The 13,919-nt window shown below is 65.3% G+C and carries 13 protein-coding genes and 1 riboswitch; all 13 genes read right to left on the bottom strand.

What is annotated here, in order from left to right; genetic code table 11:
* Positions 1 to 47: 47 nt before the first annotated feature.
* The 13 genes from YQ44_RS22370 to cobT all read right to left on the bottom strand — a co-directional run bounded on the left by YQ44_RS22370 (position 48) and on the right by cobT (position 13,831).
* Positions 48 to 1,520 carry a DHA2 family efflux MFS transporter permease subunit gene (locus tag YQ44_RS22370; RefSeq protein ID WP_232250971.1) on the bottom strand — a complete coding sequence of 491 codons (1,473 nt, stop codon included), beginning with the start codon at positions 1,518 to 1,520 and terminating at the stop codon, positions 48 to 50.
* 99 nt (positions 1,521 to 1,619) lie between these two features.
* A complete protein-coding gene (locus YQ44_RS22365) occupies positions 1,620 to 3,095 on the bottom strand; it encodes a cobyric acid synthase (RefSeq protein ID WP_071325263.1) in 1,476 nt (491 codons plus the stop codon).
* Positions 3,092 to 3,991 carry a cobalamin-binding protein gene (locus tag YQ44_RS22360; protein ID WP_071325262.1) on the bottom strand — a complete coding sequence of 300 codons (900 nt, stop codon included), beginning with the start codon at positions 3,989 to 3,991 and terminating at the stop codon, positions 3,092 to 3,094. The genes YQ44_RS22365 and YQ44_RS22360 overlap by 4 nt, the downstream gene beginning before the upstream one ends.
* The gene (gene cobD / locus YQ44_RS22355; RefSeq protein WP_071325261.1) at positions 3,988 to 4,974 is read right to left on the bottom strand and encodes a threonine-phosphate decarboxylase CobD; all 987 of its coding nucleotides are present in this window, start codon (positions 4,972 to 4,974) and stop codon (positions 3,988 to 3,990) included. The genes YQ44_RS22360 and cobD overlap by 4 nt, the downstream gene beginning before the upstream one ends.
* Complete coding sequence (gene cbiB / locus YQ44_RS22350) at positions 4,967 to 5,920, bottom strand: adenosylcobinamide-phosphate synthase CbiB (protein ID WP_071325260.1); 954 nt, start codon at positions 5,918 to 5,920, stop codon at positions 4,967 to 4,969. Before cbiB ends, cobD begins: the two co-directional genes overlap by 8 nt.
* Positions 5,914 to 6,480 carry a bifunctional adenosylcobinamide kinase/adenosylcobinamide-phosphate guanylyltransferase gene (gene cobU / locus YQ44_RS22345; protein ID WP_071325259.1) on the bottom strand — a complete coding sequence of 189 codons (567 nt, stop codon included), beginning with the start codon at positions 6,478 to 6,480 and terminating at the stop codon, positions 5,914 to 5,916. Before cobU ends, cbiB begins: the two co-directional genes overlap by 7 nt.
* 7 nt (positions 6,481 to 6,487) lie before the next feature.
* Positions 6,488 to 7,120 carry a cob(I)yrinic acid a,c-diamide adenosyltransferase gene (gene cobO / locus YQ44_RS22340; RefSeq protein WP_071325258.1) on the bottom strand — a complete coding sequence of 211 codons (633 nt, stop codon included), beginning with the start codon at positions 7,118 to 7,120 and terminating at the stop codon, positions 6,488 to 6,490.
* Between the two features lies 1 nt (position 7,121).
* Entirely contained in the window at positions 7,122 to 7,889 is a 768-nt protein-coding gene (locus YQ44_RS22335; protein ID WP_071325257.1) for an ABC transporter ATP-binding protein, read from the bottom strand.
* A 7-nt stretch (positions 7,890 to 7,896) separates the two neighbouring features.
* Positions 7,897 to 8,922 carry a FecCD family ABC transporter permease gene (locus YQ44_RS22330; RefSeq protein WP_071325256.1) on the bottom strand — a complete coding sequence of 342 codons (1,026 nt, stop codon included), beginning with the start codon at positions 8,920 to 8,922 and terminating at the stop codon, positions 7,897 to 7,899.
* A gap of 132 nt (positions 8,923 to 9,054) precedes the next feature.
* Complete coding sequence (locus YQ44_RS22325; RefSeq protein ID WP_071326691.1) at positions 9,055 to 11,049, bottom strand: TonB-dependent receptor; 1,995 nt, start codon at positions 11,047 to 11,049, stop codon at positions 9,055 to 9,057.
* An 83-nt stretch (positions 11,050 to 11,132) separates the two neighbouring features.
* Positions 11,133 to 11,374, bottom strand: a riboswitch (cobalamin riboswitch).
* A 44-nt stretch (positions 11,375 to 11,418) separates the two neighbouring features.
* A complete protein-coding gene (locus tag YQ44_RS22320; protein ID WP_071325255.1) occupies positions 11,419 to 11,973 on the bottom strand; it encodes a histidine phosphatase family protein in 555 nt (184 codons plus the stop codon).
* A gap of 6 nt (positions 11,974 to 11,979) precedes the next feature.
* Entirely contained in the window at positions 11,980 to 12,786 is an 807-nt protein-coding gene (locus YQ44_RS22315; RefSeq protein WP_071325254.1) for an adenosylcobinamide-GDP ribazoletransferase, read from the bottom strand.
* Positions 12,787 to 12,790: 4 nt separating this feature from the next.
* Entirely contained in the window at positions 12,791 to 13,831 is a 1,041-nt protein-coding gene (cobT, locus tag YQ44_RS22310) for a nicotinate-nucleotide--dimethylbenzimidazole phosphoribosyltransferase (protein WP_071325253.1), read from the bottom strand.
* Positions 13,832 to 13,919 lie beyond the last annotated feature (88 nt).

Genomic DNA, 13,919 nt, shown 5'->3' with positions numbered 1-13,919 from the left:
GCGGCAGGCCAAAGCGCCAGCGACGCTGGCGGCAAGCTTGATCTGGCTCAGCCTTTTGTCGTTTGCACTTCCGTCTGCACAACGGCCTGGGCTTTCACATCGGCGGCGTCCTCCTCGTCGATGTCCGTGCCCTTGCTGATGCTTTCGCCATCGTCGCGGCGCAAGGTCCAGAAGGTCAGCGAGGACAGCACCGTCAAGGCGGCCAGGGTCAGGAAGGCGTGGTGCAGCGCCGTGCTCAGCATGGCGCGGTCCGACTGCGGCATGTCGCCCAGGTACCAGCCCGTGATCAGCGAGCCGAAAGCAAGGCCAAAGCTCATCGACAGCTGCTGCATCGAGCTGGCGATGGTGCTGGCCATGCTGGAGTCGGCATTGTCCACGTCGGCATATGCGATGGTGTTCATGCTGGAAAACTGCAGCGAATTGAAAAAGCCCATGCACAGGCTGATGGCGACGATCACGTACAGGGGCGTGCCCACGCCCACCTGCGAGAACATGGCGATGGTGACGCCGATCAGCACCGTGTTGACGATCAGCACCTGGCGGTAGCCGAAGCGGGCCAGCACGCGCGCGGAAATGAATTTCATGCCCATGGCGGCGGCGGCCGACGGCATCATCAGCAGGCCCGACTGCCAGGCGGGCAAGCCCAGGCCCAGCTGGTACAGCAGCGGCAAGAGGAAGGGCAGGCCGCCCACGCCCAGGCGCGTGACGAAGCCGCCCACCACGGAGACGCGGAAGGTGCGGATCTTGAACAGGGTCAGGCGCAGCAGCGGATGCAGCACTTCGCTCGAGTGCCAGGCATACGCGGCCAGCAGGCTGATCGAGATGAACAGCAGCACGGCAAACGAGGTGGGGTCGATGCGGTGTTCGCCGAAGATTTCCAGCAGCCACGACAGCAGCGCGATGCCCGTGCCGAACAGCACCAGGCCGATCAGGTCCAGCGGGCGCGGCTTGTCGCCGTAATAGTCGGGCATGTAGCGGTGCGCCAGGTAGAGGGCCACGAGGCCCACGGGCACGTTGACGAAGAAAATCTCGCGCCAGGACAGCCAGTGCACGATCAGCCCGCCCACCGTGGGGCCCAGCAGGGGGCCGATCAGGGCCGGGATGATGACGAAGTTCATGGCCGCCAGCAGTTGCGACTTGGGAAAGGTGCGGATGATGGTCAGCCTGCCCACCGGCATCATCATGGCCGCGCCCACGCCCTGCAGCAGCCGCGCCGCCACCAGCATCGGCGAATTGACGGACAGGCCGCACAGGATCGAGGCGATGGTGAAGATGGCGACGGCGGCGGAAAACACGCGCCGCGTGCCGAAGCGGTCGGCCATCCAGCCGCTGATGGGGATGCACACGGCCAGGCTCAGGATATAGCTGGTGACGACGGCCTTCAGGCTCAGCGGCGTCACGTTCAGGCTGGCTGCCATGGCGGGAATGGCGGTGTTGACGATGGTGGAGTCGAGTTGCTCCATGAACAGGGCGGTGGCGACCACCCAGGGAAGGTAGCTTTTAATCGGGGAACTGGTCATGGATGCGGAGCCTGGTCGTGGATACTGCGCCTGTGTATGCCAGCAATTGTCACATAAATGGCCCCGCCACGTCGCCGCCGCGCCCGCTGTTGCTGTGCATCATGGAAACGTCGACGGTCTCCCCAGCTTGTCGAGCGCATCCATCAGCGCTTGCGCCGCGTCGGCGATGCGCTCCAGGCTGGCCTCGCGCAGGGCGCTGGTGTCGACCGCATGCCCGGATTCCAGTCCCGCCCAGCGCAGCAGCGCCGCGCAGGCGGCGGGCGTGTCGAACATGCCGTGCAGATAGCTGCCCAGGATCTGTCCGTCGGCCGATACGGCCCCTTCGGGCCGGCCGTCGATGACAAACGCCGGCTGCTGCATGGCCGCGCCGTGCGAGACGCCCATGTGGATTTCATAACCGGCGACGGCAATGTCAGTCGCTTCGTCAAATGCGCAGTGGCCCGTGACCTGTTCCAGCGTCTTTTCGGCCGTCAGCTGCGTGTGCATGTCGAGCAGGCACAGCGCCGTCGATACGCCGCTGGCGCCTTCCACGCCCAGCGGGTCGTGCACGGACTGTCCCAGCATCTGGAAGCCGCCGCAGATGCCGATCACCTTGCCGCCATAGCGCAGGTGTTTCGCCAGGTAGGCGGGCCAGCCCTGCTGCTGCAGCCAGGCCAGGTCGCCGCGCGTGTTTTTGCTGCCGGGCAGGATCACCAGGTCGGCCGGCGGGATCGGCTGCCCCTGCTTGATGAATTGCAGGTCGATATCGGGATGCGCGCGCAGGGCGTCGACATCCGTGTGGTTGCTGATGCGCGGCAGTTGCGGCACCACGACTTTGAAGGCTCCTTGTTCCGCCTGCGTCGCTTCGACGGCGTCTTCCGCATCGAGGAACAGGCCTTGCAGGTAGGGCAGCACGGCCAGCACGGGCTTGCCCGTCTGCTGTTCCAGCCAGTCGATGCCGGGCGCCAGCAGCGAAATGTCGCCGCGGAAGCGGTTGATGACGAAGCCGACGATGCGCGCCCGCTCGCTGTCGGACAAACAGGCCAGGGTGCCGATGATGTGCGCGAAGACGCCGCCGCGGTCGATGTCGGCCACCAGGATCACGGGGCAGTCGACGGCTTCCGCAAAGCCCATGTTGGCGATATCGCGCGCCCGCAGGTTGACTTCGGCGGGACTGCCCGCGCCTTCGACGACGACGGCGTCGTATTGCCCACGCAGGCGCGCATAGGATTCCAGCACGGCGCCCATGGCGATGGTTTTGTACTGCTGGTAGTCGCGCGCATCCATCTCGGCGCGCACCTTGCCATGGATGATCACCTGCGCGCCCGTGTTCGACGAAGGCTTTAACAGCACCGGGTTCATGTCCGTGTGCGGCGCGATGCCGCAGGCCAGCGCCTGCAAGGCCTGGGCGCGTCCGATCTCGCCGCCGTCGGCCGTCACCGCGCTATTCAAGGCCATGTTCTGCGGCTTGAACGGCGCCACCGTCACGCCGCGCCGTTTCAACAATCGGCACAGGGCCGCGACGACGGTGCTCTTGCCGGCGTCGGACGTGGTGCCTTGTACCATCAGCGCCGGAAATGGCGCTTGTCGCGTCATGGGACGGCTTTCGCGCGGCGCTGGCGGGCCAGCTCCAGCTGCTCGCACATGGCGGCCGTGCCTTCGATCATGCGCGGGCCGGCGCGGTTCAGCAAATCGCCATTCAGGCGGAACAGGTTATTGCGGCGCACGGCCGTCATCGACGGGAAGGCGCGCCACATGGCCAGTCCGCCTTCGCTGCGCGCATCGCTTTTCTCGCTGGTGCCGAAGATGACTTCCGGGTCTTCCTGCAGCACGCCTTCCGGCGTGACGACGGGCGCCACCACCTTCATCGCGGCAAACACATTCTGGCCGCCGCATACGCGCATCGAATCGCTGATGATGCTGGCGCCGCTCAAGGTATAGAGAGGCTTGTCCCACACCTGGTAAAACACGCGCACGGGCGGACGCTGCGCGTATTGCGACGTCAAGCTGGCCAGTTTGGCGCGCAGCTGGGCAGCCGCCGGTCTGGCGACTTTTTCCGTCCCCATCAGTTGGCCCAGGCGCTCCATGCTGTCGGGGATGTCGGCCAGCTTGCGCGGTTCGCTGTGGTAGATGGGCACTTTCAGCTGGCGCAGCATGGCGATCTGGCGCTCGGCGCTGCCATGCATCCAGACGACGATCAGGTCCGGCTTCATGGCGATGATGCGCTCCATGTCGTATTGGCGGTTGTCGCCGACCTGCATGATTTTTTTAGCCGCCTCCGGGTAGTCGCTGTAGCTGACGACGCCGGCGATCTTCTCGCCGCCGCCGGCAGCGAACAGCAGTTCCGTGACGTGCGGCGCCAGCGCCAGGATGCGCTGCGCGGGTTTTTCCACGGTGACGGTATTGCCGTCGTCGTCGCGCACGGTGATGGCGGCATGCGCCTGCAGCGAAATCAGTCCGGCCAGCAGCAGCGATATGTTCAGGTTTTTCATGTGTGCTTCCATGCGGTGAGGGCCTGCTGCAGGCGCAGCCAGGCGGGTTCGTCGGGGGGCAGGCCCAGGCGGATGCCGTGGGCGGCGTGGCGGAACAGGCGCACCCAGATACCGGATTCCGCCATGTGGCGCCAGAAGGCGTCGGCGCGTTCTTCCGGCCACCATTGAAACAGCGCCGTGCCGTTGCTGGCGATGCCGTGGGTCGCCAGCAGCTGCCGCAGACGTTCGCCTTGTGCTTGCAGGCGTGCGCGCATCGCCTGCTGCCAGTGCGTGTCGTTCAGGGCGGCCAGCGCCACTTGCTGGGCCGGACCGCTGACGGTCCACGGGCCCAGCAGGTCAGCCAGTTGTGCCAGCAGCGCGGGCTGGGCGGCGACAAAGCCCAGGCGCAGGCCCGCCAGGCCAAAGAACTTGCCCACCGAACGCAGCACGATGAGTCCCGGCTGCTGCGTATGGCGGCCCAGGCTGGCGTGCGACTCCGTATCGCCAAACGCTTCGTCGACCACCAGCCAGCCGCCGCGCGCGGCCAGCCTGGCGGCCCACTCCCGCAGCAGTTCGGGGGCGATGCGTTCGCCCGTGGGATTGTTCGGATTGCAGACGACCAGCACGTCGCAGTGGTCCACGGCGCCGGCCAGTTGCGCATACGGCATCTGGCGCAATTGGTGGCCATGCTGGCCCCAATGGTGCGCGTGTTCCGCATACGACGGGGCGGTCACCACCACGCGCGATGGCGCGCGCAGCCGGGGCAGGGCCTGGATGGCGGCCTGCGTGCCCGCCACGGGCAGCATGGCCGGCGCGCCGTAGTAGGCGCAGGCGGCAGCGGCCAGCGCCGGATCGGCTTCCGGCAGCCGGTGCCAGGCGTTGGCGTCCGGTGCTGGCGCCGCATACCAGTGCGGGTTGATGCCGGTCGACAGGTCGATCCAGTCGGCCAGCGGCCGGCCATATTCGCGCGCCGCGTCGCGCAGGTTGCCGCCGTGTTCAAGCAAGATAGGTCTCCCGCAGGTAAGACAGGCCCGCCAGCAGCGCCACCCAGATCAGCCACAGCACGGCCGTCTCGGCGACCAGGCGCCAGGCGCGGTCGATATCGTGCGCTTCGGCCGGGCGTCCGCTGCCCAGCGGCGGGCGGCGTTCCAGCTTGCCGTCGTAGATGGCGTCGCCGCCCAGGGCCAGGCCCAGAGCGCCGGCGCCGCTGGCCATGACGGGGCCCGCATTCGGGCTGCCCCAGTGCGGCGCCTGACTGCGCCAGCAGTGCCAGGCGCGCTGCTTGTCGGCCGTGCGCTTGCCCAGCAAGACATACGACAGGGCCGTCAGGCGCGCCGGCAGGTAGTTCAATATGTCGTCGATGCGCGCGGCGCAGCAGCCGAACCAGTCGTAGCGTGCGTTGCGGTAGCCCCACATGGCGTCGAGAGTATTCGCCAGCCGGAATAGCACGGCGCCGGGGCCGCCGGCCACGGCAAACCAGAACAGGGTGCCGAAGACAGCGTCGTTGCCGTTTTCCAGCAAGGATTCCGTGCTGGCCTTGGCCAGGCTGGCCGCATCGGCGTTGGCCGTGTCGCGGCTGACGATGCGCGCCGTCAGCAGGCGCGCGTTGTCCAGATCCCCGGCGGCCAGCGCGTCGGCGATCGGCTGGTTATGGTCGCGCAGGCTGCGCAAGCCGAGGCATAGATATAAAAGGAAGACGTGGAGGGCGGCACCGGCCAGGCCGCACAGCCAATAGGCGGCATAGCTGATCGGCAGCACGGCGAGCATCCATGCCAGCGCGCCGCGCACGAAGCGCCCGCGGCCCCGGTTCAGCAGGTGCTCGAGCGCATTGGCGAGGCGGCCAAAACCGACCAGCGGATGCCAGCGGCGCGTCTCGCCCAGCAGCATGTCGAGCAGCACGCCGGCCGTCATCAGGCCCGCCAGCATGGGCAGCGACAAGCCGCTCAGCATGGGCCGCCCTTCAGGTGCAGCGGCAGGCCGGCGGCGACAAAAACGGCCCTGTCGCAGAGGGCCGCGACGGCCTGGTTCAAGCGGCCCGCTTCGTCGGTGAAGCAGCGCGAGATGGCGCCATACGGCACGATGCCCATGCCCACTTCGTTCGATACCAGCACGAGGTCGCAGCCCGTTTCCTCGATTTCGGCCAGCGCGTACAGCAGGTGCGCGCGCTCGCTGTGAAACAGTTCGGGCAGGGCGATGTCGCCCACGTCCGGATAGGTCTCGCCGGTGGAAAACATCAGGTTCGTCAGCCACAGGGTCAGGCAGTCGACCAGCAGCAGGCGGCCGGGCAGCGCCTGCCGCAGGATGGCGTCGCCCAGGCGCAGCGGTTCTTCCACGGTGGGCCAGTCTGCCGGGCGCTGCGCCCGGTGATGCGCGATGCGCGTGGCCATTTCGCCGTCGCCCGCCTGCGCGGTGGCGATGTAGATGACCTCCTTGCCGGACGCTCGTGCCAGTTGCTCGGCGTAGGCGCTCTTGCCGGAACGGGCGCCGCCGAAGACCAGGGTGCGCGTCATGGCGCTGTTACCACTCGGTGCCGAGTTGCGCGCCAATGCCGGCCGCATACGCATGCTTGACGACGGCCATTTCCGTGACGGTGTCGGCGATGGCGATCAGTTCATCGGGCGCGCCGCGGCCCGTGATGACCACGTGCTGCATGGCCGGGCGTTCGAGCAGGTCGGCAATCACCTTGTGCACGTCCAGGTATTTGTACTTGAGGGCGATATTGAGTTCATCGAACAGTACCAGGCCATAGGCTGGATCGGCCAGGAAGGTCTTTGCCTGTTCCCACGCCAGTTCCGCTTTCTCGATGTCGCGTTCACGGTTCTGGGTTTCCCAGGTATAGCCTTCGCCCATCGCGTGAAAACTGATTTCGTCGGGGAAGCGGCGCAGGAATTTCTCTTCGCCCGTCGACATGGTGCCCTTGATGAACTGCACCACGCCCACTTTCATGCCGTGGCCCATGGCGCGGATGGCCATGCCGAAGCCGCTCGAACTCTTGCCCTTGCCATTGCCCGTGTTGACGATGATGATGCCGATTTCCTTGTCGGCCTTGGCGATGGCCGCGTCGATGATGACCTTTTTTCTCTCCATGCGCACGCGGTGGCGTTCGTTGATGGCGGCGGTGTCCGCGTCGATGTTCTTGTTGTCGCTCATGTCAGTCCTCTTTCGGTATGAATATCTTGCGTTTGCCGTGGGCAATGATTTCGATCGGGTGGCCCAGGTAGTCGCTCAGGGTCGGCGCCTGCATGACTTCGGCCACGGGGCCGGCCAGCCAGCCGCCATCGCCCATCAGCAGCAGCGCATGGGTCGAGACGCTGTGCGCCAGGTTCAGGTCATGCCCTACCATGACGACGGTTTTATTCTGTTCGCGGCAGAGTTTGGCCAGCAATCCCATGACGCTGACCTGGTGTGCCAGGTCCAGCGCGTTGGCCGGTTCGTCGAGCAGCAGCAAGGGCGTATCCTGCGCCAGCATCGCGGCGATGGCCACGCGCTGGCGCTCGCCGCCGGACAGGCTGCGCACGTCACGTTCGGCCAGGTGCTCGACTTCCATCGACGCCAGCGCCGCCAGGGCGATGCGCTGGTCGTCGCTGCCTTCCCAATAGTGGTTGTCGTGATACGGGTGGCGCGCCGACAGCACCGTTTCGATGACGCGGTAGGAGAACGCGTCGTGGCGCGCCTGCGCCAGGAACGCCCGTTCGCGCGCCAGCTCGTCAAGCGGCCAGTCGATCAGGGCGCGGCCCTGTATCGTCACGTGGCCAGCATCCGGTTCGCGCAATCCGGCCAGTGCGCGCAGCAGGGTGCTCTTGCCGGCGCCGTTGCGGCCGATGACGCTCCAGCATTCGCCTTCCTGGATGCGCCAGGTGAGGTTTTCCACGAGGCAGCGCGCGCCGGCCTTCAGGCCCAGTTGATAGGTGCGGATCATGTTTGTTTCATCCCCTGCGCAATCGATGCAGCTGGTACAGGAAGACGGGCGCGCCTATCATCGCCGTAACGACGCCGACGGGCAGCTGCAACGGTGCCAGCACGGTGCGCGCCAGTGTATCGGCCAGCACCAGGAAGGTGCCGCCGGCCAGGGCGGCGGCGGGAATCAGCAGGCGGTGATCGGGACCGCAGGCGAAGCGCAGCGCATGCGGCACGATCAGGCCGACGAAGCCCACGCTGCCGGCGCTGGTGACGGCGCTGGCCGTGAGCAGGCCGGAACAGAAGAACAGGCCCTTGCGCAGGGCGCCCACGCGCACGCCCAGCGTGCTGGCCGCTTCCGCGTGCAGGGCCATGACGTTGAGCGAACGCGCGCAGCGCAGCGCGAAGACCATGGCGCCGCCCAGGACCAGCCAGGGCATCAGCCGCGCCGGCGCGCCGGACAGGTCGCCGATCATCCAGAACACCATGCTGCGCAAGCGGCTTTCCGGCGCGATCGACAGCATCAGGGTGACGATGGCCATGCAGGCCGAAGCCAGGATCACGCCCGTCAGCAGCAATAGCGAGGCGCCGCCTTCTGCCGCCGTGCCGCCGCGCAGGTCGCGCCGCGCAAACAGGTACAGCAGCATGGAGACGCCGACGGCGCCAGCGAACGCCGCCGCGTCGACCACCCACAGTGCGCACATGAACAGCAGCGCGGCCAGGGCGCCGACGGAGGCGCCGGCGGAAATGCCCAGCACGTACGGGTCGGCCAACGGATTGCGCAGCAGCGCCTGCATCATCACGCCGGCCAGCGACAGTGCCGCGCCGGTGACAAACGCGGTCAGCGCGCGGCCCATGCGCAGGTCGAGCAGGGTGGCGGCGAGGGTGTCGGTCTTGCCCTGTACGACATGGAACAGGGCGGAGGGCAGGTCGGCGAGCGGAATCGCGATCGAACCGATCATGCCGGAGAAAATCAGGCTGGCAACTGCGCACGCGACCAGCACCGTGAGGATCACGGTGGCGCGGTGGCGCATATTGCGGAAAAATGGGTGCATGTACTGCCTTAGGTGAAACGGGAGCGGTGCAAGTGGCTGCGGACTTCCTCGGATGCGTTGGTGGGGCGTATACAAAAAAATGGCCCGCATGCGATTGCGCGTACGGGCCATTGTAATCAACTCCTGGCCACTTTAGAAATCGTAGCGTGCCGAGAGTTTCATCTGGCGGCCATTGCTAGGATAGATGCCGCCTTTGCAGCTGAAGGCGTTGGTGAAGTACTGCTTGTCCGTCAGGTTCAAGGCGTTCACAGCCACTTCCCAGGCGCCGAACTTGCGTGCATAGCGGGCATCGAAGGTGGTGAACGACGGGATCTTGGCAGCGCAGGTATTGGCAAAATCGCTGCCATAGCGCTGGCTATCCACCCATTGCGCGCCGATGTCCGCGCTCTGGCCGTTTTTCGGTACCCACGACAGACGGGCCGACAGGGTGTTTTTCGGGATCAGCGTCAGTTCCTTGCCCGAGTTGACGCCTTCGGTAAAGGTGGCCTTCACGTGCTGGTAGTGGCCGCTGACGCGCCAGTCAGCCGCGATATTCGCGCTGGCATCGAGTTCGAAACCCTGGTGTTTGGTCGGGTCCAGGTTGGTGTTGGCACCCCCGCCAAATTGACCTGCCGTCGGATCGTAGTAGATCTCGTTGGTCAGCTTGTGGCGGAAGACGCGGGCATCGAGCTTCATGATGCTGTTGTCGTAGGTTGCGCCCAGTTCCAGGTCGTGCGAGGTCTGGCCTTGCAATGGTTTGTTAGCGATAGGGGTGAAGCCATTTTCATCGGCATTAGCGACGCGATAGCTTTGTCCGGCCTTGGCGTACAGATTCACCTGCGAGACGATATCGAAGCTGCCTTGCACATCCCATGCATTGAAGTTTTGCTTGAGATTGTAGGCTGTCGTCAAGTATCCGAGAGGGTCGCTGAAGTCCTTGTCGAAGGTTTCGTGACGCACGCCCGCAGCAATGCGGACGTTTTGCGGGCCAGCGAACTTCAATTCGTCGCGCACATAGAATGCCTGCGATTTCTGCTTTGCCTTGGCTTGGGAATACGAAGCGTCAACCTGCAGGTCCCACTTGATGAAGTCGGCGCCAGCGACGATCTCATTGAGCATGCCGTCGAACTGGCCCAGGTGGCGCAGTCGTGGCGAGAACTGGTTTTGTTTGACCTTGCGTTCCGAGGCGGAAGGACCGAAGCTGCTGAAATAGGTGGACTTGGCCGTCTTTTCACGGTGCGACAATTCGGCTGCCAGATCAACGGCACCCAGGCGGCCTTCGGCGAAGGCGGTGTAGCGGTCGCTGTCGACTGAACCGAAATCTTTCGGAGTCTTCGCCTGACGCGGATTGTCTTCAAATTGGGCCAATGTGATCGAGCCAGGGAGGCGGCTGTCCTGACGCGTGCTGTCGATACGCACACCTGCGCGGACATTCTTGTCCTGCCATTGCGCGCCGCCGCCGAAGTTGGTCTGCTTGTATTCGTTATTGTCGCGATAGTTGTCGGTTTCCTGCTTGCCGATAGCGGCATCGAGAGTGACGTTATTCCAGGTCTGGGCTACGGAGCCGCGCACTTCGCGCTGGCCCAGTTGGCCGACTTCGGCAAAGACGGTACCGCGGCCAGCCTGCTTGCCTGGACGTTTGGTGACGATATTGATCACACCGCTGGTGGCGCCGTCGCCATACAGGACGCTGCTGCCGCCGCGCGTGATTTCGATGCGTTCGACGCTGTCGATGGGGATGCTGGCCAGGACTGGATCGGTCAGTTCATTTTCCGACAGGCGCACGCCATCGAGGACCACGACCGTGTTCTGGCTGGCGGTGGCGCCGAAGCCGCGCAGATCGAGGGTGAAGTCAGGACTGCCGGTGAGGCTTTGGCGGCCATAGACGCCGCCGATCTTGCGGATGGCCTGGTTCACGTCGCTGATGCCCGCGCGGCGGATTTCATCGGCCGTGATGACGGTAGCGCCGATCGGTTGCAATGCCGGGTCGCTATTGAAGCGGGAGCCGGTGACAACGATCTGGTCCAGCGTGTTGTTCGCGGTTTGCGCGAATGCTGGAGCGGCGGCGATGAAGCACAGGGAAATGGCGGAAACCAGGGCGCGCGGCGCCATTGCCGGCGCGCGGCGGTGTAATACGGGAGCAGTCATGATATCGTTTTCTTCGGAAAAAGCACCCGGCTCGCGTCCCCGCAAGCCAGATTCAACGGAAGGCGCGGCGCCCGGCAAGGCCCGCACTTCCACCTGTCCTGGCCGGTATCCGGGCTGGCAAGTAGAGCTATCCCACCTTCCCATGCTCGATGATTGCAAGCACAGTGGTTGTCAGAGATAGCTTGTCGCCCGCTTCCTGTAGGGAGGGGCGACACTTGCTTACCGTTGCGGGGGCAGCACACGCTCGCCGCGATCGCGGCATCGTGTTTCCCGTTTAACTGCGCTCATGGACATGAGCGCGGGCACCAAAACCCCGCCATTATACGTGCAGCAGGCATGGACTGACATGGTTGGCTGGGCAATTCAATATCAGAAATCGACGACGACCGTCGCACCGTAGCCGATTTTATGGGCCGAATTGGCTGCCAGCAGGGCCGTTTCCTCCAATGGCAGCCCGGCTTGCAATGCGCAGAGCAGGCGGATGGTGCCCGCATGGCAGATGATGACCGCCGTTTCGTGTTGTTCGCGCAACAGGTCATGCAGAAATGCATCGATGCGGGCGGCCATTGCCAGCACATTTTCACCGCCGCCGGGGCGGTAGTGGGCCAGGTCGGCCGCCCAGGCGTCGATCTCGGCGCGCTCGATGGCGTGCCAGGGACGCATTTCCCAGGAGCCGAAATCCATTTCGGCTAGCCGGTCGTCAAAGCGCAGGGCGCTGGCAGGCAGGTCTTGCGCCAATGCCGTCGCCAGGTCGGCGCAGCGGCGCAGCGGGCTGGCGTAGAGCGGCACATGTGCCGGCAGGCTTGCTTGCAGGCTGGCGCGCACGGCAGCCATGTCATGCGGCGCCACCGCCACGTCGCTGCTGCCATAGCAGGTGCCGCTGGCGACTTGCGGCGCGGGGTGGCGGACGAGGATCAGGCGCATGCGTGTTTAATAGAAGCGCACGGGAGGCTGGAAGCTGGAGAGGATGGCCAGGTAGACGGCCACTTCTGCCACTTGCTGCACGGCGCCCAGGCAGTCGCCCGTGTAGCCTTGCAGGCGGCGCTGGCATTTGCGGCCCAGCCAGAATGCGCAGGTGGCCGCCGCCACGATGGCAAAGGCCAGCGCGCCCCAGTCAAATATTCCCAGTACGCCGCAGGCAGCGGCCGGCAGCAGGCCGCAGACGGTGGCGATGATGAATTCACCCGTGCGCATTTCCTGCGCCATCGGCTTGGCCTTGCCTTCGTCGCGCGCGTAGTCCATGAACCGGATCAGCGAGACGGCGGCCAGGCGCGAGAGCGGATGGGCGATGAACAGGGTCGCCACGACGACGGCTGGCGGCAGCGAGGCCAGTGCCGCGCATTTGATGGCCAGCAAACAGAGGATGCCGATGGCGCCATAGGCGCCGATGCGCGAATCCTTCATGATTTCCAGCACGCGATCACGCGTCAAGCCGCCACCGAAGCCGTCGCACATGTCGGCGAAGCCGTCTTCATGGAAGGCGCCCGTCAGGTAGATGCCGGCGGCGACGGCCAGCAGCACGGCCACTGGCGACGGCAGCAGCCAGCTGGCCAGCAGATACACGGCGCCGGATATGGCCGCCACCACTACGCCGACCAGGGGGAAGTAGCGCGAGGCGTGCTGCAGCCAGGCTGGTTCGAACCCCACCCAGCGCGGGATGGGCAGGCGCGTGAAGAACTGCAGCGCGATAAAGAACAGGCGGCACTGGTGGACTGCGGCGGAAACGGGGTTGGCCATGATCTTAGTCCGGCGTGGACTTTTCGCTGACCTGGGCCGAGGCGAAGGTGGCCATCTCGCGCATGAAATTGACGGCCGCGTGCAGCAGCGGCAAGGCCAGCGCGGAACCCGTGCCTTCACCGAGGCGCAAATCAAGCTGCAGCAGCGGACGCGCGCCCAGGCTGGCCAGCAGCTGGCGGTGGCCGTTTTCATCGGAGCAGTGCGAAAACACGCAGTAATCGAGGATGGCCGGCTGCAAACGGGCCGCCACCAGCAGGGCGCTGCTGACGATGAAGCCGTCGATCAGCAATATCATGCGCCGTTCGGCCGCTTTCAGCATGGCGCCCGCCATCATGGCGATTTCGAAGCCGCCAAAGGTGGCCAGCACATCGAGCGGCTCATTGGCTGCCGCATGATGCGCAACAGCCGCTTCGATCACCTGCTGTTTATGTAGTACGCCTTCTTTCGAGAGGCCCGTGCCGGCGCCGACGCAATCGGCGACGGGCGTGCCGGTCAGCTTGTGCATCAGTGCGGCAGCGGCCGTGGTGTTGCCGATGCCCATTTCGCCAAAGCCCAGCACGTTGCCGTCCAAGGTGGCGACCAGATCCATCCCGGCCTGCATGGCGGCCAGGCATTGCTCCTGGCTCATGGCCGGTTCCGTGGCGAAGTTGCGTGTGCCAGGGCCTTGCTTGCGGTCGAGCAAGCCATCGCGCACACCGAAATCGTGGTTCACGCCCGCGTCTACTATATAGAGGGCGCAATCGGCCTGGCGGGCGAAGACATTGATGGCGGCGCCGTTACCGAGGAAGTTCTCCACCATTTGCCAGGTCACGCTTTGTGGGTAGGCGGAAATACCTTCGGCGACGACGCCATGGTCGGCTGCGAAAACGATGATGGCAGGCTGGTGCAGCGCCAGTTGCGTGCTTTGCTGGATCAGGCCGATCTGACGGGCCAGGGTTTCCAGCATGCCGAGGCTGCCCAATGGCTTGGTTTTGCTATTGATGGCATGGTCGAGTGCGCTGGCCAGGGCAGGATGGGCGGTGGGGGAGATGTGTGGGATAGGCATGGGAATCTATGTGGATGAGGCAGAGTGCGGTCGGCGCTACGATATCACACGGCAATATTTGCCCAACTGCAAAATAGCGCTTGCGGGG

Origin of the sequence: Janthinobacterium sp. 1_2014MBL_MicDiv, from assembly GCF_001865675.1 — a bacterium.
Lineage (GTDB): Bacteria > Pseudomonadota > Gammaproteobacteria > Burkholderiales > Burkholderiaceae_D > Janthinobacterium.
Note: the sequence above shows the minus strand (reverse complement) of the source record. Positions and strands in the feature narration are given on the sequence as shown.